The 23,929-nt window shown below is 72.9% G+C and carries 29 protein-coding genes; 27 read left to right on the forward strand and 2 right to left on the reverse strand.

What is annotated here, in order from left to right; genetic code table 11:
- Window positions 1-5 precede the first annotated feature (5 nt).
- On the reverse strand, window positions 6-467 hold the full coding sequence (gene flgN, locus JOF37_RS08810; protein WP_210006477.1) for a flagellar export chaperone FlgN: 462 nt from the start codon (window positions 465-467) through the stop codon (window positions 6-8).
- 260 nt (window positions 468-727) lie between these two features.
- On the opposite strand from flgN, the gene JOF37_RS08815 reads away from it, so the two are divergent.
- The 27 genes from JOF37_RS08815 to csrA all read left to right on the forward strand — a co-directional run bounded on the left by JOF37_RS08815 (window position 728) and on the right by csrA (window position 22,789).
- The gene (locus JOF37_RS08815) at window positions 728-1,528 is read left to right on the forward strand and encodes a sigma-70 family RNA polymerase sigma factor (RefSeq protein WP_210007736.1); all 801 of its coding nucleotides are present in this window, start codon (window positions 728-730) and stop codon (window positions 1,526-1,528) included.
- A 125-nt stretch (window positions 1,529-1,653) separates the two neighbouring features.
- The gene (fliD, locus tag JOF37_RS08820) at window positions 1,654-3,036 is read left to right on the forward strand and encodes a flagellar filament capping protein FliD (protein WP_210006478.1); all 1,383 of its coding nucleotides are present in this window, start codon (window positions 1,654-1,656) and stop codon (window positions 3,034-3,036) included.
- Window positions 3,033-3,410, forward strand: coding sequence for a flagellar export chaperone FliS (gene fliS, locus JOF37_RS08825; RefSeq protein WP_210006479.1), 378 nt, complete (start codon window positions 3,033-3,035; stop codon window positions 3,408-3,410). Before fliD ends, fliS begins: the two co-directional genes overlap by 4 nt.
- On the forward strand, window positions 3,407-3,808 hold the full coding sequence (locus JOF37_RS08830) for a hypothetical protein (RefSeq protein ID WP_210006480.1): 402 nt from the start codon (window positions 3,407-3,409) through the stop codon (window positions 3,806-3,808). The genes fliS and JOF37_RS08830 overlap by 4 nt, the downstream gene beginning before the upstream one ends.
- A gap of 116 nt (window positions 3,809-3,924) precedes the next feature.
- The gene (locus JOF37_RS08835; protein ID WP_210006481.1) at window positions 3,925-4,266 is read left to right on the forward strand and encodes a flagellar basal body rod protein FlgB; all 342 of its coding nucleotides are present in this window, start codon (window positions 3,925-3,927) and stop codon (window positions 4,264-4,266) included.
- The gene (locus tag JOF37_RS08840) at window positions 4,263-4,655 is read left to right on the forward strand and encodes a flagellar basal body rod protein FlgC (protein ID WP_210006482.1); all 393 of its coding nucleotides are present in this window, start codon (window positions 4,263-4,265) and stop codon (window positions 4,653-4,655) included. The genes JOF37_RS08835 and JOF37_RS08840 overlap by 4 nt, the downstream gene beginning before the upstream one ends.
- Entirely contained in the window at window positions 4,655-4,963 is a 309-nt protein-coding gene (fliE, locus tag JOF37_RS08845) for a flagellar hook-basal body complex protein FliE (RefSeq protein ID WP_210006483.1), read from the forward strand. Before JOF37_RS08840 ends, fliE begins: the two co-directional genes overlap by 1 nt.
- The gene (gene fliF, locus JOF37_RS08850) at window positions 4,963-6,585 is read left to right on the forward strand and encodes a flagellar basal-body MS-ring/collar protein FliF (RefSeq protein ID WP_210006484.1); all 1,623 of its coding nucleotides are present in this window, start codon (window positions 4,963-4,965) and stop codon (window positions 6,583-6,585) included. The genes fliE and fliF overlap by 1 nt, the downstream gene beginning before the upstream one ends.
- Window positions 6,582-7,583, forward strand: a complete 1,002-nt coding sequence (fliG, locus tag JOF37_RS08855) for a flagellar motor switch protein FliG (protein WP_210006485.1) — start codon at window positions 6,582-6,584, stop codon at window positions 7,581-7,583. The genes fliF and fliG overlap by 4 nt, the downstream gene beginning before the upstream one ends.
- Window positions 7,573-8,178: a FliH/SctL family protein gene (locus JOF37_RS08860; protein ID WP_210006486.1), complete on the forward strand. Its 606-nt coding sequence runs from the start codon at window positions 7,573-7,575 to the stop codon at window positions 8,176-8,178. Before fliG ends, JOF37_RS08860 begins: the two co-directional genes overlap by 11 nt.
- Window positions 8,178-9,470: a FliI/YscN family ATPase gene (locus JOF37_RS08865; RefSeq protein ID WP_210007737.1), complete on the forward strand. Its 1,293-nt coding sequence runs from the start codon at window positions 8,178-8,180 to the stop codon at window positions 9,468-9,470. The genes JOF37_RS08860 and JOF37_RS08865 overlap by 1 nt, the downstream gene beginning before the upstream one ends.
- Window positions 9,467-9,901, forward strand: coding sequence for a hypothetical protein (locus JOF37_RS08870; RefSeq protein WP_210006487.1), 435 nt, complete (start codon window positions 9,467-9,469; stop codon window positions 9,899-9,901). The genes JOF37_RS08865 and JOF37_RS08870 overlap by 4 nt, the downstream gene beginning before the upstream one ends.
- Entirely contained in the window at window positions 9,898-11,490 is a 1,593-nt protein-coding gene (locus JOF37_RS15785) for a flagellar hook-length control protein FliK (RefSeq protein WP_210006488.1), read from the forward strand. The genes JOF37_RS08870 and JOF37_RS15785 overlap by 4 nt, the downstream gene beginning before the upstream one ends.
- A 13-nt stretch (window positions 11,491-11,503) precedes the next feature.
- Complete coding sequence (locus JOF37_RS08880; RefSeq protein ID WP_210006489.1) at window positions 11,504-11,920, forward strand: flagellar hook assembly protein FlgD; 417 nt, start codon at window positions 11,504-11,506, stop codon at window positions 11,918-11,920.
- A 42-nt stretch (window positions 11,921-11,962) separates the two neighbouring features.
- Window positions 11,963-13,120, forward strand: coding sequence for a flagellar hook protein FlgE (locus tag JOF37_RS08885; protein ID WP_210006490.1), 1,158 nt, complete (start codon window positions 11,963-11,965; stop codon window positions 13,118-13,120).
- A gap of 214 nt (window positions 13,121-13,334) precedes the next feature.
- On the forward strand, window positions 13,335-13,553 hold the full coding sequence (locus JOF37_RS08890) for a flagellar FlbD family protein (RefSeq protein ID WP_210006491.1): 219 nt from the start codon (window positions 13,335-13,337) through the stop codon (window positions 13,551-13,553).
- A complete protein-coding gene (locus tag JOF37_RS08895; RefSeq protein ID WP_210006492.1) occupies window positions 13,553-14,356 on the forward strand; it encodes a motility protein A in 804 nt (267 codons plus the stop codon). The genes JOF37_RS08890 and JOF37_RS08895 overlap by 1 nt, the downstream gene beginning before the upstream one ends.
- 23 nt (window positions 14,357-14,379) lie before the next feature.
- The gene (locus JOF37_RS08900; protein WP_245338133.1) at window positions 14,380-15,168 is read left to right on the forward strand and encodes an OmpA/MotB family protein; all 789 of its coding nucleotides are present in this window, start codon (window positions 14,380-14,382) and stop codon (window positions 15,166-15,168) included.
- Between the two features lie 323 nt (window positions 15,169-15,491).
- A complete protein-coding gene (locus JOF37_RS08905) occupies window positions 15,492-16,421 on the forward strand; it encodes a flagellar motor switch protein FliM (protein ID WP_210006494.1) in 930 nt (309 codons plus the stop codon).
- Window positions 16,418-17,068 (forward strand): flagellar motor switch protein FliN, encoded by a 651-nt coding sequence (fliN, locus tag JOF37_RS08910; protein ID WP_210006495.1) that lies wholly within the window; start codon window positions 16,418-16,420, stop codon window positions 17,066-17,068. Before JOF37_RS08905 ends, fliN begins: the two co-directional genes overlap by 4 nt.
- A gap of 49 nt (window positions 17,069-17,117) precedes the next feature.
- A complete protein-coding gene (locus JOF37_RS08915; RefSeq protein WP_210006496.1) occupies window positions 17,118-17,498 on the forward strand; it encodes a flagellar biosynthetic protein FliO in 381 nt (126 codons plus the stop codon).
- A 43-nt stretch (window positions 17,499-17,541) separates the two neighbouring features.
- The gene (gene fliP / locus JOF37_RS08920) at window positions 17,542-18,276 is read left to right on the forward strand and encodes a flagellar type III secretion system pore protein FliP (protein WP_372445438.1); all 735 of its coding nucleotides are present in this window, start codon (window positions 17,542-17,544) and stop codon (window positions 18,274-18,276) included.
- Window positions 18,273-18,548 carry a flagellar biosynthesis protein FliQ gene (gene fliQ / locus JOF37_RS08925; protein WP_210006498.1) on the forward strand — a complete coding sequence of 92 codons (276 nt, stop codon included), beginning with the start codon at window positions 18,273-18,275 and terminating at the stop codon, window positions 18,546-18,548. The genes fliP and fliQ overlap by 4 nt, the downstream gene beginning before the upstream one ends.
- A gap of 1 nt (window position 18,549) precedes the next feature.
- Entirely contained in the window at window positions 18,550-19,311 is a 762-nt protein-coding gene (locus JOF37_RS08930; protein WP_210006499.1) for a flagellar biosynthetic protein FliR, read from the forward strand.
- Window positions 19,308-20,399, forward strand: a complete 1,092-nt coding sequence (locus tag JOF37_RS08935; protein WP_210006500.1) for an EscU/YscU/HrcU family type III secretion system export apparatus switch protein — start codon at window positions 19,308-19,310, stop codon at window positions 20,397-20,399. The genes JOF37_RS08930 and JOF37_RS08935 overlap by 4 nt, the downstream gene beginning before the upstream one ends.
- The gene (locus JOF37_RS08940; RefSeq protein WP_210006501.1) at window positions 20,396-22,444 is read left to right on the forward strand and encodes a flagellar biosynthesis protein FlhA; all 2,049 of its coding nucleotides are present in this window, start codon (window positions 20,396-20,398) and stop codon (window positions 22,442-22,444) included. Before JOF37_RS08935 ends, JOF37_RS08940 begins: the two co-directional genes overlap by 4 nt.
- 90 nt (window positions 22,445-22,534) lie before the next feature.
- Window positions 22,535-22,789, forward strand: coding sequence for a carbon storage regulator CsrA (gene csrA, locus JOF37_RS08945; RefSeq protein WP_372445439.1), 255 nt, complete (start codon window positions 22,535-22,537; stop codon window positions 22,787-22,789).
- Window positions 22,790-22,823: 34 nt separating this feature from the next.
- On the opposite strand, the gene JOF37_RS08950 is transcribed toward csrA, so the two are convergent.
- Entirely contained in the window at window positions 22,824-23,891 is a 1,068-nt protein-coding gene (locus JOF37_RS08950) for a metal ABC transporter solute-binding protein, Zn/Mn family (RefSeq protein ID WP_210006503.1), read from the reverse strand.
- Between the last annotated feature and the right edge of the window lie 38 nt (window positions 23,892-23,929).

A 23,929-nucleotide genomic window follows, 5' to 3' on the forward strand; every position in this document is an offset into this window, starting at 1 on the left:
TCCTCTCAGATCTCCCGGTCGACGATGCGCGCGGTGTCCTCGCGCACCCGTCCGCCGCCGGTCGTGTACTCCCCCGTGCTCGCCTCGAGTCCGGCCAGGGTCTCGTCGACCGCCCGGCTCGCGGCGCGCAGATGGGTCTCGTTCGCGTCCTTCAGCTGCGCCACCTCGGCCATGCGCTCGGTCAGGGCGATCCGGTGCTCCGCGAACACCTCGCGCCAGGTTCCCGTGGGCGCGGCCTCGAGCAGCTGCGCGAGCGTCGTGGCATCGGGCATGCCCCACTCGCGCGCCACCGCGGCGACCTCCACGTCGCGCCCCAGACCCGACTCGCGCAGCTGTTCGAGCACGCGCTCGATCTCGCGCGACGCGAGGTGGATCCACCGCGTGTTCCCCGACTCGAGCAGCAGTCGCTGCTCCTCGAGCTTGAAGATCAGCAGCTCCAGCAGCTCGCGCTCGCGCCACAACTGCATGGACAGCTCGTTTGCTCCCAAGGTGTTCCCCCTCCTCGAGCAGCCCCCATGGACCGCGTAGAACGGCTCGCTCATCGACGAACTGTTCCGAAGCGATCTTCCTCGTCTATCGGCAGGAACGACAGTGCGGTTATGCGCGCCCTGAATTTTGCATGAGATTCCTCTCATCTTGCTTATGATGGCAATCAGCCGGCGTGACGGCTCCTGCGAATTCGGGCCGCAGGGGTGAGCGCACGCCACGAAAGAGGCTTACTTTGCACATCCTCGGCCACGCGGAACGCAATCGACTCATCGAAGAGAACCTTCCCCTGGTGGGCTACCTGGCGCGCGACCTGCATTCGCGGGCGACGCACGTGCCGCTGGAGGAGCTCGCGTCGGTCGGCGCCCTCGCGCTGGTCACCGCCGCCGACGCCTTCGATCCTGCGCTCGGGGTTCCCTTCGGCGCCTACGCGCGCCGCCGCATCCTCGGTGCCTTCGCCGACGAGATGCGCTCGATGGACTGGGCCTCGCGCGGCATCCGCAAGCGCATCAAAGAGACCACGGCGATCCGCGACACTCTCACGGCCCGCCTCGGCCGCAGCGCCACCGCCGACGAGATCGCCGAGACGATGGGCCTGCCCCGCACGGCGGTCGTCGAAGCCCTCGACGACGCAGCTCGCACCGTCACGAGCCTCGACGACGCGTCGGTGCTCGAGGTGCCGAGCGCCATGACCCTGCCCGACGAGGCCGCGGTGCTGCGCGAGCGGCGCGACGTCCTCGAGCGCGCGGTCGCCGCCCTCCCCCCGCGCATGCGCGCCATCGTGCAAGCCGTCTACATCGACGAGCGCCCCGTCAAAGAGATCGCCGCCGAGCTCGGGGTCTCGCACTCCGCCGTGTCGCAGCAGCGCGCCGAGGCGATCCGTCTGCTGCGCGATGCGCTCGAGCGCTTCGCCGCCGAGGAGCAGGTCGAGCCCATCTCGCGCGTGTCGGTCGAGACCCGCGAGGCGTACTTCACCCGCATCACCGCGATGCTGCCGCGCGCCGGACGAGGGATGACGCCGGCGGCATCCGTCCCGCTGTGACGTCCCGCTCTGACGTCGCGCTCTGACGTCGCGAACCCGTCCCCGGCCTAACGCGGGCCGACGGCGTGCCGATAGACCCTGCCGACGGCGGGCGCATCCGCCGCACGACGACGACAGGACGGCACATGGCGATCTCGATCGGCGGTCTGGCCTCCGAGCTGGACACCCAGAAGATCATCGACGCCCTCATGAACGTCGAGCGCATCCCGCGCACTCTGCTGAGCGCGAAGTCCGACGACCGCAAAGCCGTCATCGCGCAGCTGCAGTCGCTCAACACCTCGCTGCAGGCGCTGGCCACGACCGCGAAGGATGCCGCCGGCCCGACGGCGCTCCTGCAGCGGACGGCGACCAGCTCGGACGAGGCCGTGCGCATCCGCGCGACCGACGGTGCGCCCGTGCTGCAGACCGACGTCATCGTCGACCGGATCGCGACCGCGCACAGCATCGTGACGGGCAGCTTCACCGCCGCCACCGACGATCCGCTCGTGTTCACGGTCGTCCGGCCCGGCGGTGAGCCCGTCGAGGTGCGGCCGGCGTCGGGGAAGGCGGCCGACATCGCGCAGGCTCTCACCGCCGCGGGCGCCGGCGTCACCGCCTCGGCCGTGTCGGCCGGAGTCGATGCCGAGGGCCGGGCCCAGTGGCGGCTGCAGGTCACCGCGACCGAGACCGGTGCGGCGGCGGCGTTCCAGGTCTTCCGCGGCGACGCGGCGGCCGTCGCTGCGGGCACCGCGTCGGATCTCGCGACCGAGCCCGGCGGGGCCACCGTCACGGCGGGCGCCGACGCGCAGGTGCGCCTGTGGGCCGGCACCGCGGCCGAGCAGACCGTCACCTCGGCGAGCAACACCTTCACCCAGCTGTTCGCGGGCGTCGAGGTCACCGTCTCGCGCGCCACGACCACGCCCGCGACGCTCTCGGTCGCTGCCGACACGACCAAGAGCACGGCCGCCGCGAAGGCTTTCGTCGGGGCGGTCGGCACCTTGCTGGCCGGCATCGCGCGGGGCTCGACCGCGACCGCCGCGAGCGCCCCGGGCGAGCAGACCCGCCTCGGAGTGTTCACCGGCGACAGCACCGTGCGCAGCCTGAACCAGGCGATGACCGCCGCCGTCCAGCTGCCCATCGACGGCGTCTCGCCCGCGACGGCCGGCATCTCGGTCGACCGGCGAGGCGTCGTCACGCTCGACGAGAAAGCGTTCACGGCCGCCCTCGCGGCGGATCCCGTGGCGGTGCAGCGGATGTTCGCGGGCGTCGCCGAGCGAGTGCAGGATGTCGCCGAGCGCTACTCCGACAAGTACGACGGCCTGCTGACGTCACGCATCACGGGTCAGGAGAGCGAGGTCAGGATGCTGGGCGAGCAGCTCAGCCGGTGGGACCTGCGCCTCGAGCAGCGCCGGGCGACGCTCGAGCGCACCTACGCCTCGATGGAGACGATGCTCTCGCGGCTGCAGTCGCAGTCGTCCTACCTCGAGTCGCAGCTGTCGGGCCTGTCGGGATCGGGGTCCAACAAGTGAACGCGGCCCTGCGCGCGCAGCAGCGCTATCGCGAAGAGACGATCCTGTCTGCCAGCCCGGCACGGCTGGTCACCCTGCTGTACGACCGACTGCTGCTCGACGTCGAGCGGGGCGAGGCCGCCCAGCGCGCGGGCGACTGGCAGCGCGCCAACAGCGAGCTGCAGCATGCGCAGCAGATCGTCGCCGAGCTCTCCGGCTCGCTCACCGATGACTGGGCCGGGTCGGCGTCGCTGCGCGCCGTCTACGACTATCTCGCTCGCACCCTCGTGGGGGCGAACATCGGCCGCGATCCGGAACGCACCCGCGAGTGCCGCGACCTGATCGCGCCCCTGCGCGACGCCTGGCACGGCGCGGCCGAGGCGACGGCCGGATGAACGACGGCGGGATGGGCGACGGCGGCATGAACGGCGGCGGGATGAACGACGGCGGACCGTCGCTCCTGGGCGCGGACGAGATCACCCCGCTCGCGGGCTCGACGGCCCGCCCGCGGGAGCGCGCCTGGCGCGACATGCTCGACCTGTTCGAGACGGATGCCGCCGCGTCAGATGCCGTGGTCGAGGCCGAACCGGTCGAGCCGTGGCTGCCGCCGCTCGATCTCGGCCCGCTGCCCGAGTCGCTCGCCGACCGCGCCCGGGCCGTGCTCGCGGCGCAGTCCGACCGCACCGCCCGTTTGCGCACCGACATGACGACCGTCCGATCGCACCTCGACGCGCTCGCGCGGATCCCGGCCGACGCCGTCGAGACCGCGGTGTACCTCGATCGGAACGGCTGAGCGCCCGCCCGTCTGCGCCTAACGCAGCGGCAGAGCCGGCCGATAGGTGATCCTGAGCATGGATCGCTCATCCCCCGGCCACGGATCGGCCTCGTCATCAGACGGAAGACGCCTGCGTGCTCGAATCAGTGACCACCACCGCGCTCACGAGCGCCCTCACGGGCCTCTCGCAGCGGCAACGCGCCATCGCCGACAACATCGCGAACGTCAACACCTCGGGCTACCGGGCCCAGGTCGTGAGCTTCGAGGCCGAACTGGCTCGCTCGGTCGAGCGCGGCGACGGCGCGGTCTCGCCCACGGTCCGTGCATCGACCGCGCCCACGCGATTGAACGGCAACAACGTCAACCTCGACACCGAGACGCTCGCCAACATCGAGACCGTGCTGCGGTACCAGTTCGCCGCGCAGGCGGTCGGCGGCACCTTCAGCTCGCTGCAGACGGCGATGAGGACGTCATGACCTTCGACGCCATCGGCATCGCCGGGTCGGGTCTGACCGCGCACCGCACCTGGCTCGACGCCCTCAGCGACAACATCGCCAACGTCAACACCGCCGTCGCGCCCGGCGACGACGCCTTCCGGCAGCGCTTCATCGCGGTGCAGTCCGCGGGCGACGGGGGCGGCGTCCGCGTCGCGGGCGCCGTCTGGGGGGGCCCCGAGGGGCGCCTCGTGCACGAGCCGAACAACCCCCTCGCCGACGCCGACGGCTACGTGCGCTACCCCGACATCGACCTCGGCGAGCAGATGAGCCACCTGATCCTCGCGCAGCGGGGATACCAGGCCAACGCCGCCGTCGTCGACCGCGCGAAGACGACCTATGAGGCCGCCCTGCAGATCGGACGCCGCTGATGCCGCCCCTGTCGGGAGTCGACGCGCTCGGCGCGATCGGCTCGGCCCTCCCCACCGCCGCGCCGCGATCGACCACGGACGGTGACGCCGCTGGATTCGGCGCGAGCCTCACCGGCGCCGTCGACGAGCTGCGGGCGCTGCAGTCGACCTCGAACGGGCTCGCCGTCTCGGCCGTCACGGGCGACCTCGACGACATCCACGCCGCGATGATCGCGTCATCGCGCGCCTCGGTGACCCTCGAGCTCGTGGCAGCCGTCCGCAACAAGGGCATCGACGCGTTCAACGAGATCATGCGGATGCAGGCCTGATGCCCGCGGCCGTCACCTCGCTGTGGACCCGACTGCGCACCACGGTCGCGGGGTTCACTGTCGCGCAGCGCACGATCGCGATCATCGGCGTCGCCGTGCTCGCCATGGGCGTCTTCGCCCTGGCGAGCTGGATGTCGCGACCGACGCTCACCCCGCTGTTCTCGGGCCTGTCGGCCTCCGACGCCAGCGCGGTCGTCGAGCAGCTGCGCTCGGCCTCGGTCGAGTACCAGCTCACTGACGGCGGCTCGACCGTGCTCGTGCCCGAGCGCGCCGTCTACGAGCAGCGCCTCGCCGCAGCGGCGTCGGGGCTGCCGAGCCCCGAGTCCGCGGGCTACTCGCTGTTCGACACGATGGGCGTCACCAGCTCCGAGTTCCAGCAGTCGGTGACCTACAAGCGCGCCATCGAGGGCGAGCTCGCCCGCACGATCGGCGCGCTCGAGAACATCTCGACCGCGTCGGTGCAGCTGGCCCTGCCCGAAGAGAGCGTTTTCGTCTCGCAGCGGATCGAGCCGACGGCATCCGTGTTCGTCGAGACCGCCCCGGGCGCCGACCTGAGCGCCGAGCAGGTCGAGGCGATCGTGCACCTCACCTCGGCCGCCGTCAGCGGGATGAAGCCCGAGAACGTCGCCGTCGTCGACGCGGCCGGTCGCACCCTGTCGGCGATCGGCGGCGCCGGTGCCCGCGGCACCGACCAGCAGGCGGGCGCGTACGAGACCCGCATGACGGCGAGCGTGCAGCAGATGCTCGACACGGTGCTCGGCGCCGGCAACGCGACCGTCTCGGTCGCGGCCGAGATGCAGCAGGCCACGAGCGAGCGGGTCGACGAGATCTACACCCCCGTCGACGGCGCCCTGCCCGCGACCGAGGAGACCAGCAGCGAGACCTACACCGGAACGGGCGCTCAGCCCGGAGTGCTCGGCACCGAGCTGCCCGCCGCCGGCACCGGCGGGGCGGGCACGTACGAGTCGACGCAGACCAACCGTTCGAACGTCGTCAACAAGACCGTCGAGAGCGTGTCGACGCCCGCCGGCGCCGTCGCGCGGCAGACGGTCGCCGTCGCCGTCAACGCCGACGGGACGGATGTCGTCGACGTCGAGCAGCTCGAGGCGCTCGTGACCTCGGCGGCGGGCATCGACCCGGCCCGGGGCGACCGCGTGACCGTCGAGCTCGTCGCCTTCGACGACCAGGGCGCGGCGGCCGCGCAGGCCGCACTCGACGCCGCCCGCGAGGCCGAGGAGGCCGAGCGCGCCGCCGAGACCCTGCAGACCTCGATCGTGGCCGCGGCCGTCGTGCTGGGACTCGTCGCCGCGACGATCGCGGGCGTCGTCGTGATGCGCCGGCGCCGTGCCGCCGCCGACGACGAGCCGATGATGACCCTGACGGCCGTCGACGAGCCGATCGACCGCTTCGACGCCCTCACGCGCGGACTCGCGACGCCGCTGCTCGACGAGGCACCCACCGTGCCGCTGCCCGCGGTCGAGCTCGACCCCGAGCCCGACCCCGAGCCGGTGCAGGTCGCCCTCGACCGCCGCCGGGCCGAGATCGGCGACTTCGCGCGCCGCGATCCCGCGCGCACCGCCGATCTGCTGCGCCGCCTGGTCCGGGACTCGGCCGACGCATGAGCGAGCTGACCGGCACCCAGACGGCAGCCGTCGTCATCATGAACCTCGACCGCGCACAGGCGGTCGAGGTGCTCAAGCACCTCTCGGACGACGAGGCCGAGGCCATCGCGGCGGAGATCATCCGGCTGCGCGATCTCGACCTCGAGACGACGCGCGACGCGCTGACCGACTTCCAGCGGGTCGTGCGCGGCCATCTGCCGCCCGTGCGCGGCGGTCGCGACCTCGCGACGGGCCTGCTCGAGGCATCGCTCGGCGCGGAGCGCGCCGCCGGCGTGCTGACGAAGGTCGCCTCGTCGATGACGAGCTCGTCGTTCGAGTTCCTCACGACGGTCGAGCCCGCGCAGGTCGCGAGCATCCTCGACGGCGAGCTGCCGCAGACCATCGCGCTCGTCATCGCGCACCTTCCGGTCGACCGCGCCGCGGCCGTCCTCGCCGAGATCGCCGATCCGGCCCGCACCGACGTCGCCCAGGCGATCGCGACGATGGGGACGGCGACGCAGGATGCCGTGGCCGTCGTCGCCACGACGCTGCGGGCGCGCGCCGGCGCGATGACCACGCGCGACGCCCGCGACACGCTCGGCGGCGTGCAGCCCCTCGTCGACATCATCAACCGCTCCGATGCGACCGTCGAGAAGGCGCTGCTGGCGAGCATCGAGGCGCGCGACAGCGCGCTGGCCGAAGACATCCGCTCGCGCATGTTCACGTTCGCCGACATCGTCGTCCTCGACGACCGCGACGCGCAGCGCGTGCTCCGCGGCATCGACGTGCGCGTGCTCGCGCTGGCGCTGAAGGGCTCGTCCGGCCCCGTCGCCGATGTGATCCTGCGCAACATGACCGAGCGCAACCGCGAGGCGCTGCAAGAAGAGGCGCGCCTGCTCGGCACCGTCCGGGTCTCGCAGGTCGAAGAGGCGCGCGCCGCGATCGTCCGCACGATCCGCGAGCTCGAGGCCGTCGGCGACATCCGCGTGCAGCGCGTCGAGGAGGAGTATGTCGTCTGACTCCTTCACGCGCCTCGAGATCCCGCGGCTGTCGGGCCCTCCGCTCGATCAGGAGCGCGAGCGCGCCCGGCTCCGCGGTCACGCGGCCGGCTACGCCGAGGGGATGCGGCTGGCGGCGGCCGATGCGGCAAGCGCGGCCGACGCGCGCGACGAGCGCGCGCGCGAGGTCGATGCCGCCGACCGCGCGCGCGTCGCCACCGCCCTGGCCGCGCTCGAGGCCGCCGCTCGCGACGTGACCGCACACGCGGATGCACTCGTCGCGCCGGCCGAGGCCCGTCTGCACGCGCTCGCGGTCGAGCTCGCCGAGGCCGTCGTCGCGAGCGAGCTGTCGGACTCTGTGCGCTCGGCCCTGACCGTCGCCGCCCGCATCGAGCAGGCCGCGGCCGCGGGCGACGAACCGGTCGCGCACCTCAATCCCGCCGATGCCGAGACCCTCGAGCGGCTCGGTGCCGCGCCCGCCGGCATCCGGGTGACGCTCGACCCCGACCTCCGCCCCGGCGACGCCGTCGTGCGCGTGACCGACGGCGCGATCGACCTGCGCATCGAGGCGGCGTTCACGCGCGCCCGCGCGGCGCTGAACGAGGGCACGCGGTGATGGGCTGGTCGGCGGTGCTCGAGGCCGCGCGCCCCGTGCACACCGGCACCGTGTCGCGGGTCGTCGGGCTCGGCGTCGACGTCCGCGGCGTCGACGCCGCCGTCGGCGACCTGCTGACCCTTGGCGACGGTGTTCCGGCCGAGGTCGTCGCCGCCGAGGGCGCGACGCTGCGCTGCATGCCGCTCGGCCGGACCGACGGCCTGCGCGTCGGCGACCCCGTCGCCTCCGCCTCGGGTCGATTGCGCGTCCCCACCGGCCGCGCACTGCTCGGACGCGTCCTCGACGGTCTCGGCCGTCCCATCGACGGCCGCGGTCCCGTTCGCGCGGCGGCGGTGCCGCTCGACCACGAACCCCCGTCGGCGATGGGCCGCGAGCGCATCACCGAGCCGCTCGTGACCGGTGTCCGCGCGATCGACACGCTCACCCCCCTCGGCCGCGGCCAGCGGATGGGCCTGTTCGCCGGGTCGGGGGTCGGCAAATCGTCGCTGCTGTCGATGATCGCCCGCGGATCGTCCGCCGCCGCCAACGTCATCGCGCTCGTCGGCGAGCGCGGCCGCGAGGTGCGGGAGTTCCTCGAGGACGACCTCGGACCCGAGGGCCTCGCCCGTTCCGTGGTCGTCGTCTCGACCTCGGACCAGCCCGCCATGGCGCGACTGCGCGCCGCGTCGACAGCGACCCGCATCGCCGAAGCGTTCCGCGACGACGGCGATGACGTCGTGCTCATGATGGACTCGCTCACCCGCGTCGCGATGGCGCAGCGGGAGATCGGGCTCGCCGCCGGTGAGCCGCCCGCCACGCGCGGATACCCGCCCTCGACCTTCCCCGTGCTCGCGCGCCTGCTCGAGCGGGCCGGCACCGACCGGCGCGGGTCGATCACCGGCATCTACACGGTGCTCGTCGAGGGCGACGATCACAACGAACCGGTCGCCGACACCGTCCGCTCGATCCTCGACGGGCACCTCGTGCTCGATCGATCCCTCGCCGTGACCGGCCACCATCCCGCGATCGACGTGCTCGGCTCGGTGTCGCGCCTGGCCGGCAAGGTCGCCACCGCCGAGCAGCGCCGGCTCGCCACCGCGCTGCGGACGGTGCTCGCCGCCCGCGACGAGGCACGCGACCTCATCGCCATCGGCGCCTACCAGCCCGGCGCGAACCGGCGCGTCGACGCCGCCGTGTCGACCGAGTCCGCCATCGCGGGTTTCCTGCGGCAGGACCTCGACGAGCGGACCCCCGCCGAGGAGTCCTGGCGCCGCCTGCACGACCTCGTCGCCGCGTTCGGAGACATCTCGTGAGCCGCCGCTTCCCCCTCGCCGGGCTGCTGCGCATCCGCGGCATCCAGGAACGCGCCGCCGCCGCGCACCTCTCGCGCGCCGCCCTCGAGCAGCAGCGCACCGAGGCGCGTGAACGTCAGGTGCGCACGGCCCTCACGGCGTCGGCCGATACGCCCGGCGACGTCCGCACCCTTGCTGCGGTCGCCGCAGGGCGTGTCGCCGCGCGCAGCCAGTTGAGCGACCTCGCCGCGCTGCAGCGGACCCAGCGCGCCGACCTCGACGCGGCTCGTGCGCGCCACGCCGCCGCCCGTCGCGCCGAGCACGGGCTCGAGCGGCTCGCCGAACGCCACGCCGAGCGAGAGGACGCGCGTGCCGAGGCCCGCGACCAGGCCGCGCTCGACGAGATCGCCCTGCGGCCCGCGCCGCCGCGCACGGCAGAGGAGCACTCGTGACCGCCTTCCTGCTGCCGACGTCGCCCGCCGCCGCCCCGCGACCGCGCGTGCCCGGCTCGACCGAGAACGGCCCCTCGGCGACCGACGCCGCCGCCGCCGCGACGAGCGCTTTCGCCGCCGCCTTCGCGGCCGCGTCGGGCGCCGCCGAGACCGAAGCCCCGCGCGCGGATGCCGTCGGCGGAGCGGATGCCGCGGGTGCGACGGATGCGGGCGCGACGGATGCGGGCGCGACGGATGCGGGTGTCGCGAGCGCGGCGGTGCCGCCCGGCGTGCGGGGCTCGACCGCGACCGGAGAGGCGGAGTCGGGTGCAGCAGCCGTTGCCGTGGCCGCGCTTCGACCCGGAACCGCTCCGGCGGGGACGTTCGTGGCGGTCGCCGCGACATCGGCGGCGGGTGAGACGGTCCTCGCGAACCCTCCGGCTTCGGGCGCGAGCACGGCGCCGGGCGCGACGACGGATGCTGCCGCGGACGCGGGAGGTGCGACGGACGCGGATGCCGCTGCGCTCGACGTCCTCGCGCGGGCGGCGGCGACCGCGCCCGCCGCGGCGCCGACATCGGCGAGCGGTGCCGGCACGCTGCCGGTTCCGCTGGACGCCGCGCCCGGCACCGCCCCCGGGACTTCGAGCTCACCGGCGCCCGCGACAGCCGCGGCATCCGGCTCTGGCTCCGCGACGTCCGCGGCGACGGCCTCGGCGGCGTCCGGCACTGCCCCGACGTCCGGCGCTGCCGCGAAGGGTTCTGTCACGGTATCCGGTGAGCTCTCCGAACCCGCGGCTGCGGCGTCGGCCCCGACATCGGCGCCGACACCGACATCGGCACCGACATCGGACGCAAGCCGGGCGCTCGGCGGAGCCGAGGCTTCCGGCGGGCGGATCGCGCTCGCGGGATCGGCCCCCACCGCCGCCCGGGCTCCCGAGCCGGCCCTCGCTGCGGCACCCCCCGACGACGCAGCCACAACCCCACCGTCCGCGACCGCGCCTATCGCGACGCCCGCCGTCGCTTCCCCGCCGCCGCCCACGCTCGCGGCCGCGGCTCCGTCCGCCGCAGGCCCGAGCCGCCCCTCCGTACCGCCCGCGCCGCTGACGCCGCAGCTCACCGCGCCGATCCTCTCGCTCGCCGGCTCCGACGCGGGTCGGCACACGATGGTGCTGCGGGTCTCACCCGAGAGCCTCGGGCCCGTCACGGTCACGGCGCACATCTCCGGCTCGTCGATCACGATCGAGCTCGCCTCCGCGACGACCGCCGGTCACGACGCCCTCCGCGCCGTGCTCGGCGACCTGCGACGCGAGCTCGCGGTGCTGGCGCCGTTCTCGTCCGTGACCCTCGCCGCGGGCGACGCCGACCCGCGCGGGCAGACCGCCTCGCAGGCGCCAGCCCAGCAGGCATCCATGTTCGGCGGAAGTGCGGGCTCGGGCGGCTCAGCCCCCGGCGGCATGGCGCAGACCGGCGACGACCGTTCGCCGGGCCGGTCGCCGCAGCCCGACGGCGCCGCGCCGCGAGACCCCGACACGACCGAGCCGTCGCCGCTCGGCGGCATCCCCCTCGTCCCCGTGCCACTCGGCCCGGGCCGCATCGACCTCTACGCCTGATCCGGAGACGCCCATGACCACGATCCCGCCCGTCGGCGACGTCAGCACGGCGACCGCGCCCGCCGCGCCGCCCGCACCGAAGCAGACCCTCGACGCCGAGGTGTTCCTCCAGCTGCTCGTCGCGCAGATGAAGAACCAGGACCCGAGCTCACCGCTCGACACCAACGAGATGATGGCCCAGACGACGCAGCTGGCCATGATGGAGCAGCTCACCGCGCTGACCTCGACGTCGTCCGAGCACTTCGCGCTCACGATGCGCCAGACCGCCGCCGCGCTCGTCGGCCAGCAGGCGTCGTACGTCGACGCCGACGGCAAGACCCAGACCGGCCGGGTGACCCAGGTCTCGTTCGAGAAGGGCGTGCCGCTCGTGACCATCGGCGGCACCGCCGTCCCGCTCGACGTCGTCTCGGGCATCTCGGCCACCTCCTGACCACTTCTTCCCGCTCTTCCACCCTCGACCGAAGGACAGCCCATGCTCCGTTCGCTCTACGCCGGCATCTCCGGCCTCCGCTCGCACCAGACGATGCTCGACGTCACGGGCAACAACATCGCCAACGTCAACACCGTGGGCTTCAAGGCCGGGTCGGTCCAGTTCCAGGACACCCTGTCGCAGATCGTGCAGAACTCCCGGGCCCCGCAGGCCGCCGCCGGCGGCACGAACCCGGCGCAGGTCGGCCTCGGCACGCAGATCGCGGCGGTGCGCACGACGTTCACGCAGGGCTCGCAGCAGGCGACGGGCGTCCCCACCGACCTCATGATCGCGGGCGAGGGCTTCTTCGTCGTCCGCAACGGCGCTGAGACGCTGTACACGCGCAACGGCTCGTTCGGCTTCGACGCCGCCGGCCGGCTCACCACGAAGGACGGCGCCCTCGTGCAGGGCTGGACCGCCGTGGACGGCGTGGTCGCCACCGGCGGCCCGGTCGGCGGCATCGCCCTGCCGGTCGGCGCGACCTCGCCGGGCCGGGCGACGGCGAACGCGAGCGTCAGCGGCAACCTGCCCTCGGATGCCGCCACCGGCGAGCAGCTCGTGCGCGACGTTACCGTCTACGACGCGCAAGGCGCCGCACGCCAGCTCGCGCTGACGTTCACCCGCACCGCGGCCGGCTGGGACGTCACCGACGGCACCGCGACGACGTCGCTCGCCTTCACCGACGGACGCCTCACCGGTCCCGCGAACATCGTCGCCGGCGGCGTCGACGTCGACCTGTCGGGCGTCACCGGCTACGCCGACCTACGCACCGTCAAGCTCGGCGAACAGGACGGTCGCGCCCCCGGCAGCCTCGTGTCGTACACGCTCTCGGCCGACGGCAGCCTCGTCGGGGCGTTCAGCAACGGCGCCACCGCCGTGCTCGCACAGGTCGCTCTCGCCTCGTTCGAGAACCCGGAAGGCCTCGAGAAGGCCGGCTCGTCGCAGTACCGCGCCGGCGCGAACTCGGGCGCGGCGGCGGTCGGCGTCGCCGGCACCGACGATCGCGGCGACCTCGTCAGCGGCGCGCTGGAGATGTCGAACGTCGACCTCTCGCAGGAGTTCACCAACCTGATCGTCGCCCAGCGCGGCTTCCAGGCCAACGCCCGCATCATCACCACGAGCGACGAGGTCCTGCAGGAGCTGACGAACCTCAAGCGCTGACCCGCGTCCGCGCACAACTCCTCAGAAACGGCGGCGAGCCGGTCCGGCAGGCCGCTGAGCCGGCGCCGGCGGCCCGGATCTGAGGAGTTGTGCGCGCCGCGAGACCGAGACCGCGGTTGCGGCCGGCCGCTAACCGACTGCCGCGCCGTGCCGACAGTCCCCTCGGAGCCGCCGTATCGACGCCGGCCCGGACCCGCCGACGAGAAGGGGCGACATGATCGTTCTGACACGACTGAACCGTCACCGGTTCGCCGTGAACCCCGACCTCGTCGAGCGGGTGCAAGAGAGCCCCGACACGACGCTCACGCTCGTCGACGGTGCCACCTTCGTCGTGGCAGAGACCATGGAGGCGGTCATCGAGAGCATCGTCGAGTTCCGCGCCCGCGTGCTCGCGACCGCGCTCGATCGCTCCGTCGCGGGGAGTGAGAGCTGATGGATCCGTCTCTGCTCATCGGCATCCTGCTCGCCTTCGGCGGGCTCTGGGCCATGATCCAGCTCGAGGGCGCGAGCATCAACGCCCTGCTCCTTCCGGCCCCGATGGTGCTGGTCTTCGGCGCGACGATCGCCATCGGCATCGCGGGAGGGACGCTGCGGGATGCCGCCGCCGCCGTGCGCGCGCTGCCGCGGGCCTTCGTCGGCAAGACGGGCTCGACCGAGGCGCTCATCGACACGGTCGTCGGCTACGCCGAGAAGGCGCGCGCCGAGGGACTGCTCGCGCTCGAGAGCGCCGTCGCCGACGAGAAGGACCCCCTGCTGCGCCACGCGCTGCAGAGCATCGCCGACGGCACGGACGCCGAAGACCTGCGTGTCGTGCTCGAAGACCGGGTGGCGACCGTGGCGGCCGAGCGCCGCACGGCATCCCGGTTCTACTCCGCCCTCGGCGGCTATGCGCCCACCGTCGGCATCGTCGGAACCGTCGTGTCGCTGACCCACGTGCTTGAGTACCTCGACAAGCCCGACCAGCTCGGCCCCCTCATAGCCGCCGCCTTCGTCGCGACCCTGTGGGGTCTGCTGTCGGCCAACTTCATCTGGCTGCCCATCGGCACCCGGCTGCAGCGCTTGGCCGAGATCGAGGTCGACCGGATGACGCTGGTGACCGAGGGCATGCTGGCGGTGCAGGCCGGCAACCCGCCGATGCTCGTCGCCGAGCGCCTGCGCGCTCTGGCGCCCGAATCCAAGCCCGGACGCGGCCGCGCGAAGGCCGCGGCGGACGAGACCGCGGACGCCGGCGTATGAGCGCGCCGCGGCGTCGCCGCGTCATGGAGTCTTCGCACGAGGGCCCCGACGAGCGCTGGATGGCGTCGTACCTCGACATGATCACGGTGATGATGTGCATGTTCATCGTGATGTTCGCGATGTCCAACGTCGATCAGGAGAAGTTCGAGCAGCTGCGCGCCTCGCTCGCGACGGGCTTCGGCTCGGAGATCTCGGAGTCGCGCGACGTCTCGGAGGGCGTGGTCGTGCCGCCCGAGCTCGTCGAGGAGGAGGGCGAGGGCTTCGTCGCGACGCCGACCGGCCCGACCCCGGCCGAGCAGGAGTACAGCTCGCTCGACGCCCTGCGCGCGCAGCTCGAGGGAGCGCTCGACGCGCAGGGTCTGGGCGACGCGGCCACCTTCACGATCGACGACCGGGGCCTGACGATCGGGCTCATCAGCGCCGAGACCTTCTTCGCCACCAACAGCACCGACCTGAGCGATCGCGCCCGGGCCGTGCTCGACGCGACCGGTGCGATCCTCGCCGCCGACTCGCACCTCATCTCGGTCGAGGGCCATGCCGACCACCGCCCCGCCGTGGCGCCCTTCGCCGACAACTGGGAGCTGTCGACCGCTCGCGCGAACGGTGTGCTCGGGTACCTCGTCGATGCGCGCGCGGTCGCCCGCGAACGCATCAGCTCCGTCGGATACGGCTCGTCGCGACCGCTCGCCGAGGGCTCGAGCGCCGAGGCTCTCGCCCAGAACCGCCGCGTCGACATCGTCGTCCTCTCGGATGCCGACGCCCAGGTGCGGGGCGAGCTCGCGGGTCTCGCCGCGGCCGACGCCGCCGGCTGACCCCGCCGCCCACGCCCGGGCGCGCCGGAGCGGGCGCGGAGCTCCGACTGGCAGCACCAGCCCCGTCCCCCGCGCCAAGTGGGCGCAACCCGCCAACTCAAGCCCCGCGCAGGATTACACCTGGCAGCAACAGCCCCATCCCCCGCGCCAAGTGGGCACAACCTGCCAACCCAACAGCCAACCCAACGGCCGACCCAAACCCCGGCCCCGCGCCCCAAGCCCCGCGCGAGACCCCACCTGGCCCCCATCCCCCATCCCCATCCCCTCCCATCCCCTCCCGGCCCGGCCTAACGTGGCACCGCGCGCGGCCGATAGTCCCCGCCGTGCAGACCGTCCGGACCGAATCGCTCGCGCGAACCGAGGATGCCGCCGCGGCAGAGCCGGTGCGCTACGACTTCGGCCGACCCGCAGCGCTCTCCCGCGAGCACACGCGCGCGCTCGCGGGCGCCTTCGACGCGTTCGCCCGCCAGTGGGCGATGCAGCTGGCGGCGAAGGCCCGCGTCCGCGCGCACATCGCGCTCGAGCGCGTGAGCCTCGAGACCTATGACGAGTACGTCGCGACGCTCCCGACGACGACGACGCTCGTGCTGTGCTCCGACGCGAGCTCGGACGACCGGGCCATCATCGAGTTCCCGCTGCCGTCGGCGCTGTCGTGGATCGTGAAGATGCTCGGCGGCGGCGGGTCGCTGCTCCCGGAGCCGCGCGCCCTCACGGCGATCGAGCAGGCGCTCGTGCGCTCGCTGATGGACGAGACCCTGGCGCACCTACGCACGGCGCTCGGCTCGCTGCTGCCGCGCGAGCTCACGGTGGGCGCGGTGCAGTACAACGCGGCGTTCGCTCAGGTCGTCGGCGCGCAGGACCTCGTCGTCGTCGCGCGCTTCTCGCTGCGCCTGGCCGACCGCACCGAGACCGCCACGATCGCACTGCCGGCCGCGCCGCTCCTCGAGCGGCTGTCGCACTCCGCGTCGACGCCTCGCGCCGCGGCCGACCCGGCGCTCGTGCGCCGCCATGTCGAGGAGACGCCCGTCGAGCTGACATTGCGCCTCACGCCGCGCGCGGTGCTGCCGGGCGACGTGCTCGACCTCGCGGTGGGCGACGTCATCTCGCTCGCGCACGCCGCGGACCGACCACTCGACCTCGCCGTCGATGATCAGGTGGTCGCCGCCGCCGCCGTGGGTGCGGCCGGCGCGCGGCTGGCCTGCGTCGTGACGGCATCCGATCTCTCCCGCTCGCTGTCCGAGGAGTCGCCATGAGCAGCACCACCACCCACGAAGCCGCCGCGGCGGCCGCGTTCGCCGATCGCCTGCCGACGGCCTCGCGCATCACCGCTCGTCCCGCGACCGGGTCGGGCGAGACCGGTGACGCGGTGATCGTCTCGTCGGTCGGCGACACGAGTGCGGCCCTGGCCGTCGTCGTGCTCGACCACGCGGCGCTCGTCGGCGCCGACGCCGAGCTGACGCTCGTCGAACGCCTGCGCGACGCGCTGGATGCCGCGGCGACGGCGTTCGGGCCGAGCGTGCTGGGCGAGCCGTCGATCGGCGACGCGTCGGCGCTGTTCGCGCACCCGGCGGCGCAGGTGTTCGACCTCGTCGACGAGTCGGGCCGCACGATCGGTCGCCTCGCCGTGCGCGTGTCGCACCCGGCTGCGGCGTCGCCGCGTCGACTGCAGCGGATCGCGGGCGTCGAGATGGAGCTCACCGTCGAGGTGGGTCGCACCCGGATGGCCGTGCGCGACGTCCTCGAGCTCGAGCCGGGCCGCATCATCGAGCTCGACCGCTCCGCCGGCGCCCCTGCGGACGTCAAGCTCAACGGCCGCCTCATCGCGCACGGCGAGATCGTCGTCGTCGACCAGGACTACGCCGTGCGCATCACCCGCATCATCGAGAACGCGGAGGCCTGACATCGACGACCTGCTGCTCGCCCTGCGCGTCGTCGTCTCGCTCGGCGCCGTGCTCGCGATCGTGTGGCTGCTGCAGCGCCGCCTCGCCCGCGGTTCGGGCGCCGGCATCGCCGGGCGGGCACGCGCGCGCACCGCGACCCGCGGCCGCACCGACGACGACATCACCGTCGTCGCCAAGCGCGGCATCGGCCCCAAGGCGCAGGTCGCGGTCGTCGAGATCGGCGGCGCGCGCTACGTCCTCGGCATCACCGAGGCCGGCGTCTCGATGCTCGATCGCGTCGACCCCGCGCCCGCAGCCGACGCCGCGGAGCTCCCGGCCCCCGTCCTCGTCCCGCGCGAGACGGATGCCGCCGACGCGGCGCCCCTGGCCCCGCCCCTGCCGCTGCGTCGTTCGGTCGCGCGGAGCGGGCATCGCGCCCGACGACGATGACCGCCCGCGACGCGGCCCAGGTGCTGCGCCGCGCCCTGGGCGCGTGAGCCCGGGCGGCGTGCTCGGGGCACTCGCGCTCGTCGCCGCCTCGGCGCCCCCGCCGGGCGAAGGCATCTCGGTCGACATCAACGGGATCGACGGCACGCCGTCGTCGTCGGTGCTCACCCTCATCGGCATCACGCTGCTGTCGGTGGCACCCGCGCTGCTGCTGATGATGTCGTCGTTCACGAAGATCTTCGTGGTGCTCGCGATGACCCGCAATGCGCTGTCGCTGCCGACGATCCCGCCCAACCAGGTGCTGGCGGGCCTGTCGCTGTTCCTGACGCTGTTCATCATGTGGCCGGTTCTCACCGAGATCAACACGGTGGCCGTCCAGCCCTACGTCGACGGCTCGCTGACCTTCACCGACGCCGTCGGTGTGGGCGCCGATCCGCTACGGACCTGGATGCTGTCGTTCACCCGCGAAGAGGACCTCGCTCTCATGACGCGCTTCGCGGGCGCCGAGAACCCGGAGGATCCGGCCAGCGTCCCGATGATCACGCTCATCCCGGCGTTCATGATCTCGGAGCTGCGGGCGGCGTTCATCATCGGCTTCGTCATCTTCGTGCCGTTCCTCGTGATCGACCTCGTCGTCGCGGCGGCGCTGATGTCGATGGGCATGATGATGCTGCCGCCGGTGATGATCTCGCTGCCGTTCAAGATCCTGCTGTTCATCCTGGTCGACGGCTGGGGACTCATCCTGCGCACGCTCATGGAGAGCTACGGAGCGGGCGGATGAACCCCGAGGCGGTCCTCGACATCGGGATGCAGGGCGTCGTGCTCGCCGCGAAGCTCGCCGCCCCGCTGCTCATCACGGCGCTCGTGGTCGGCTTCGCGATCTCGCTGCTGCAGTCGATCACGCAGATCCAGGAGGTCACGCTCTCGTTCGTGCCCAAGGCCATCGCCGTCGCGATCGCCCTGGTGGTGTGCGGTCACTGGATGATCGCCGAGTCCATCACCTTCACGCAGGCGCTGTTCGACCGCATCCCGCACCTCCTCTCGGGCGGGTGACGTGGAGATCCTCCTCGACTTCGCCTGGATCGAGGCGACGGGTCTCGCCGCCGTCCGCACCACCGCCTTCGTCTTCATCGCCCCGCCGTTCTCGTACGGCGCGTTCCCGGCTCGCATCAAGGCGATGGTCGCCGTCGGGGTCGCCCTCGCGCTGAGCGGCACCGTCGCTCCCGGGTACGAGAGCCTCGGCACCGGCCCCTTCTTCGTCGCACTCACGCTGCAGGTGCTCACCGGGGCGATCCTCGGGTTCCTCGTCCTCGCGTGCTTCACCGCGGTGCAGTCCGCCGGTGGACTCATCGACGTCTTCGGCGGCTTCCAGCTCGCGCAGGCGTTCGACCCGCAGATGAACGTCAACGGGGCGCAGTTCACGCGGCTGTTCCAGATGATCGCCCTGGTGCTGCTGTTCGCCTCCAACGGCTATCAGCTGATCCTGGCCGGGCTGGCGCGCAGTTTCACCGCGATCCCCGTCGACGGCGTGCTCGACCTCGCGCGTCCGGCCGAGCTGATGATCGGCACGGCGTCGCAGCTGCTCGTGTCCGCGGTGCAGATCGCCGGTCCGCTTCTGCTGGTGCTGTTCCTCGCCGACATCGCGCTGGGGCTCGTGAGCCGCGTCGCGCCCGCGCTCAACGCCTTCGCGCTGGGCTTCCCGCTGAAGATCATCCTCACGTTCCTGCTCGCCGGCACGGTCATCCTCGCCCTGCCCGGTGTCGTCGGCGCCCTGACCGACGACGCGGTCGGTCTCCTGATCGGGGGCGCGCGATGAGCGATGACACCGGCGAACGGACCGAGAAGGCCTCCCGGCGCAAGCTGCGCGAGGCCCGCCGCAAAGGCCAGCTGACCCGTAGCCAGGACCTGTCGGCGTGGCTCGGGATCGGCACGGTCGCGGCGCTGCTGCCGATGATGATCGGCGCGGGAGCCGACGCCGGCCGGGCACAGTTCGTCGAGGTCGCCGCCGTCATCCGCGACCCCGATCCCGGTCACGCCGTCGCCGCGCTCGGGTCGGCGCTGGCCGGCATCCCGGCGATGCTCGGCGTCGCGCTCGCGGCCGTCGCGGTGGTCGCGGTCGTCGGGTCTGTCGCCCAGGGCGGCATCCACCTGCGCGGGGTGCCGGCGCGGTACGAGCAGTTCAACGTCATCGCCGGGGTCAAGCGCCTCTTCGGGATGCAGGCCCTGTGGGAGGGTGCGAAGGCCCTCATGAAGACGGCCGCGATCGGGCTGGCGCTGTGGTTCGTCGTCGCGGGTCTGATGCCGGTGCTGATGATGAGCGGCGCGCATTCGATCTCGCGGCTGCTCGAGATCGCCTCGTCCGTCGTGACCTCGCTGCTGATCACCGCCGTCGCCGTCGGCGTCCTGCTCGCCGCCGTCGACGTCCTCGTGGTCATGCGCCGCAACCGCAAGCACACGCGCATGACCAAGAAGGAAGCGCGCGATGAGCACAAGAGCACCGAGGGCGATCCCCTCGTCCGAGGCCAGCGTCGCGCGCGCCAGATGGCGATGAGTCGCAACCGGATGATCGCCGCCGTCGCCGACGCCGACGTCGTGCTCGTCAACCCCACCCACGTCGCCGTCGCCCTGCGTTACGAGCCGGGTAAGTCGGCCCCGCGCGTGGTCGCGAAGGGTCAGGGCATCATCGCCGAGCGCATCCGCGAGCGGGCGCACGAGGCCGGGGTGCCGCTCGTCCGCGACATCCCGCTCGCCCGCGCCCTCCACGGCGCGTGCGAGCTGGGCCAGCCGATCCCGAGCGAGCTCTACACCGCCGTCGCACGCGTGCTCGTCTTCGTCGACGGGCTCAAGCGCCGCGGCGCGGCCCGCGGCGTCCACACCGTTCCGCAGAGGAAGGACCCCCGATGAACATCCTCAAGAGGTCGCTCGTCCCCGTCGGGGTCGTGGGCATCATCATGCTGCTCGTCGTCCCCGTGCCGCCGCCGCTGCTCGACGTGCTCATCATCACCAACATCCTGTTCGCGCTGCTCGTCCTGCTGACGGCGATGTTCGTGAAGAAGCCCCTCGATTTCGCCGTCTTCCCGTCGCTGCTGCTCGTCGCGACCCTGTTCCGGCTGGGGCTGAACGTCGCCTCGACGAAGCTCGTGCTGGGCGAAGCGCACGCCGGCCAGGTCATCGACGCGTTCGCCGCGATCGCGGTCGGCGGCTCGCTCGTCATCGGCATCGTCGTCTTCCTCATCCTCATCGTCATCCAGTTCGTCGTGGTCACCAAGGGCGCCGAGCGCGTCGCCGAGGTGGGCGCCCGCTTCACGCTCGACGCCATGCCGGGCAAGCAGATGGCGATCGACGCCGACCTCAACGCCGGCCTCATCACGGATGCCGAGGCGCGACGGCGCCGAGCGGAGATCGCCGCCGAGGCCGACTTCTACGGCGCGATGGACGGCGCGTCGAAGTTCGTCAAGGGCGACGCGATCGCGGGCCTCGTCATCATCATCATCAACCTCGTCGGCGGCGTCGCGATCGGCGTCATGTCGGACGGCATGGAGATCGGTGAGGCGCTGAACACCTACGCGCTGCTGACGATCGGCGACGGCCTGACCACCCAGATCCCTGCGCTGCTCATGGCGGTCGCGACGGGCATGATCGTCACCCGCTCGGGCGCCGAATCCGACATGGGCACGGCGGCGGCGATGCAGCTGACGCAGTCGCGCAACGCGCTGTCGATCGCCGGCGGCGCCGCGATCGTCATGTCGTTCATCCCCGGCATGCCGATGCTGCCGTTCCTCGCGATCGGCGCGACGCTGCTGCTCATCGCCCAGCGGGTCGGCTCGCGCACCCCGGCCCCCTCGGCCGAGGACGCGCCCCTGCCCGACACCCGCAGCGCCGACTCGCCCGAGGAGCTCGCCGAGCGCATGCGCGTGCACGCCCTCGAGATCCTGCTCGCCCCCGACGTGGTCGACCTCGTCACCGGCGGTCCCGATGACCTGCTCGGCCGCGTCCGCTCGCTGCGTCGCAAGACCGCCGCCGAGCTCGGGCTGGTCGTGCCCCCCGTGCGCACGCGCGACAGCATCGAGCTGCCGCCCGCGACCTACGTCATCCGCGTCGCGGGCATCGAGGCGGGACGCGGGGTGGCTCCGCGCGGGTCGATGTTGGCGCTCGGGGCGGGTCTCGACGCGCTGCCCGGCGCATCGTCGCCCGATCCGGTGTTCGGCATCGACGGCAAGTGGGTGCCGCTCGAGATGCGCCACAGCGCCGAGCTCGCCGGCGCGACCGTCGTCGATCGCGCGAGCGTCATCATCACGCACCTCTCCAGCGTCATCCAGACCCACGCCGCGCGGCTGCTCAGCCGCGAGGACGTGCGGCAGCTCACCGAGGCGCTGCGCCAGGTCAGCCCCGCCGCGGTCGAAGAGCTCACCCCGGCCCTGCTCTCGCTCGCCGAGGTGCAGCGCGTGCTGCAGGGACTGCTCGCCGAGCGCATCCCCATCAACGACCTCGCCCGCATCTACGAGGCGCTCGCGCTGCGCGCGAAGACCTCCACCGACCCCGAGGTCCTCGTCGAGGCCGCTCGCGCCGCGCTCGGACCGGCGGTCGCGACGAGGTTCGCGGAACAGGGGCGTCTGCGCATCGTCATGATCGATCCGTTGCTCGAGCAGTCGATGCTCGAGGCCATGCGCCCGAGCGAAGAGGGGATGCACATCGCTCTCGACCCGCGGCGGCTCGAGGCGGTCATCTCGTCGACGAAGGCGGCGTTGGCATCGGCCGGCGCCGGAGCCGAGCCCGTGCTCGTGTGCGCGCCGTCGCTGCGTCCGGCGGTGCGACGGCTCATCTCGTCGCAGACCGACGGCGTGCCGGTCCTGTCGTACACCGAGGCGACCGCCGGCGGTCTCGCGATCGACACCGTCGGCGTCGTCCGCGACACCGTCGACGACCGGCCGGTCATCAGCCCCGCGTGAGCGGGCGACAGGCGGATGCGTACGGCGCAAGCGCGCACGGCGCGGGGGACGACGACGCGCGGACGCGGAAAGTAGGGTGATCGAGTGCTGGTGTTGACGAGACGTGTCGGTGAGCGGGTGCTCATCGGCGACGACATCGAGGTGACGGTCCTCGAGGTCAAGGGCGACAGTGTGCGGCTGGGCATCCAGGCGCCGCGCGAGACCCGGATCCAGCGCGCCGAGATCGTCGCCGCCGTCGAGAGCGAGAACGTCTCCGCCGCGCACGCGCCGGCGGATGAGGGTCAGGCCCTCCTCAACGCGCTCGTCCGCCGCCAGGGCTCAGCCCCGACGGCGGACGAAGAGTAGCGGCGGCCGCGCCGCCCGCGGTGCGAGCGCTCGCTCAGCCGGCGAGCGCTTCCGACATCTCGTCGATGTTCTGCTGCATCCATTCGACGTAGTCGACGCCGTCGGGCATGAGCTCGGTGAACTCGAGCACGGGGATGTCGAGCTCTCCCGCCAGGTTCACCATCTCGGTGGTCTCGGCCCCTCCGGTCTGGGCGTTGACGATGACGACGCGCACGTCGCCGGAGCGCAGCGTCTGCTGAGCCTCGAGCAGTGTCGCCGGGGGAACGTCCTGCCCCTCTTCGACCGCCTCGCTGAAAGCGGCGGGCGTCGCGTCCTCGAGCCCCGCCGCGGCGGCGAGGTACACCGGCACGGGTTCGGTCACGAAGATCTTCTCGCCGCCGTGGTCGGCCGAGATCGCGTCGAGCGAGGTCTCGAGCCCCTCGATGCGCTCGATGAGTGCGGCGGCGTTCGCCTCGAAGGTCTCGGCCTGGTCGGCGTCGAGCTCGCCGAGCTCGTGCGCGATGTCCTCGACGAGGTGCGCGATCGTGTGCGGGTCGTACCAGACGTGCTCGTTGAAGCCCTCGATGTGGTCGTGACCCGCGTGGTCGTGACCGTGCTCGTCGGCGTGCTCCTCCTCGGCGTGCTCGCCCTCCGCGGGGGCGGCGTCGGCGGACGCGGCGGGTGTCTCGTCCGCGTGCTCCTCGTCCGCGTGGTCGTCGTGGCCGTGACCCTCGGCGCCCGGGTAGTCGTGCGCGAACTCGACCGCGGTGAGCACGGGCGCCTCCGTGCCGCTCGCGTCGATGAGGCCCTCGAGGAACGAGTCGTAGCCGCCGCCGTTCTCGATGATGAGGTCCGCCTCCGACACCGTCAGCTGGTCGCGCGCCGATGCCTCGTACGAGTGCGGGTCCTGCGCGAGCGAGGTGATGATGGCGGTGACCTCGACGGCGTCGCCGCCGACCTCGGCCGCGAGCGAGCCGTAGACGTTCGTCGACGCCACGACGCTGAGCTTGTCACCGCTGTCGCCCGAGCCGCTCGCGCCGGGTGCGGCCGAGCCGGCGCAGCCGGCGAGGGTGAGGGATGCCGCGGCGACGAGCACGGCCGCAGGAAGAAGACGACGGGTCATGCCGACGATTGTACGTTACTGATAATCGTTCTCGCGCC

The organism is Microbacterium imperiale (assembly GCF_017876655.1).
In the GTDB taxonomy this organism is placed as follows: domain Bacteria; phylum Actinomycetota; class Actinomycetes; order Actinomycetales; family Microbacteriaceae; genus Microbacterium; species Microbacterium imperiale.

What these genes read in the sequence shown, in the direction of transcription:
- JOF37_RS08940 (WP_210006501.1), top strand. Translation starts at nt 20,396, where the DNA reads ATGAACATCCTCAAGAGGTCGCTCGTCCCCGTCGGGGTCGTGGGCATC.
- JOF37_RS08950 (WP_210006503.1), bottom strand. Translation starts at nt 23,891, where the DNA reads ATGACCCGTCGTCTTCTTCCTGCGGCCGTGCTCGTCGCCGCGGCATCC.
- fliN (WP_210006495.1), top strand. Translation starts at nt 16,418, where the DNA reads ATGAGCAGCACCACCACCCACGAAGCCGCCGCGGCGGCCGCGTTCGCC.
- JOF37_RS08935 (WP_210006500.1), top strand. Translation starts at nt 19,308, where the DNA reads ATGAGCGATGACACCGGCGAACGGACCGAGAAGGCCTCCCGGCGCAAG.
- JOF37_RS08900 (WP_245338133.1), top strand. Translation starts at nt 14,380, where the DNA reads ATGGAGTCTTCGCACGAGGGCCCCGACGAGCGCTGGATGGCGTCGTAC.
- fliQ (WP_210006498.1), top strand. Translation starts at nt 18,273, where the DNA reads ATGAACCCCGAGGCGGTCCTCGACATCGGGATGCAGGGCGTCGTGCTC.
- fliE (WP_210006483.1), top strand. Translation starts at nt 4,655, where the DNA reads ATGCCGCCCCTGTCGGGAGTCGACGCGCTCGGCGCGATCGGCTCGGCC.
- JOF37_RS08895 (WP_210006492.1), top strand. Translation starts at nt 13,553, where the DNA reads ATGGATCCGTCTCTGCTCATCGGCATCCTGCTCGCCTTCGGCGGGCTC.
- fliD (WP_210006478.1), top strand. Translation starts at nt 1,654, where the DNA reads ATGGCGATCTCGATCGGCGGTCTGGCCTCCGAGCTGGACACCCAGAAG.
- JOF37_RS08840 (WP_210006482.1), top strand. Translation starts at nt 4,263, where the DNA reads ATGACCTTCGACGCCATCGGCATCGCCGGGTCGGGTCTGACCGCGCAC.
- JOF37_RS08865 (WP_210007737.1), top strand. Translation starts at nt 8,178, where the DNA reads ATGGGCTGGTCGGCGGTGCTCGAGGCCGCGCGCCCCGTGCACACCGGC.
- JOF37_RS08880 (WP_210006489.1), top strand. Translation starts at nt 11,504, where the DNA reads ATGACCACGATCCCGCCCGTCGGCGACGTCAGCACGGCGACCGCGCCC.
- fliG (WP_210006485.1), top strand. Translation starts at nt 6,582, where the DNA reads ATGAGCGAGCTGACCGGCACCCAGACGGCAGCCGTCGTCATCATGAAC.
- JOF37_RS08860 (WP_210006486.1), top strand. Translation starts at nt 7,573, where the DNA reads ATGTCGTCTGACTCCTTCACGCGCCTCGAGATCCCGCGGCTGTCGGGC.
- JOF37_RS08890 (WP_210006491.1), top strand. Translation starts at nt 13,335, where the DNA reads ATGATCGTTCTGACACGACTGAACCGTCACCGGTTCGCCGTGAACCCC.
- fliF (WP_210006484.1), top strand. Translation starts at nt 4,963, where the DNA reads ATGCCCGCGGCCGTCACCTCGCTGTGGACCCGACTGCGCACCACGGTC.
- JOF37_RS08885 (WP_210006490.1), top strand. Translation starts at nt 11,963, where the DNA reads ATGCTCCGTTCGCTCTACGCCGGCATCTCCGGCCTCCGCTCGCACCAG.
- flgN (WP_210006477.1), bottom strand. Translation starts at nt 467, where the DNA reads ATGCAGTTGTGGCGCGAGCGCGAGCTGCTGGAGCTGCTGATCTTCAAG.
- JOF37_RS08830 (WP_210006480.1), top strand. Translation starts at nt 3,407, where the DNA reads ATGAACGACGGCGGGATGGGCGACGGCGGCATGAACGGCGGCGGGATG.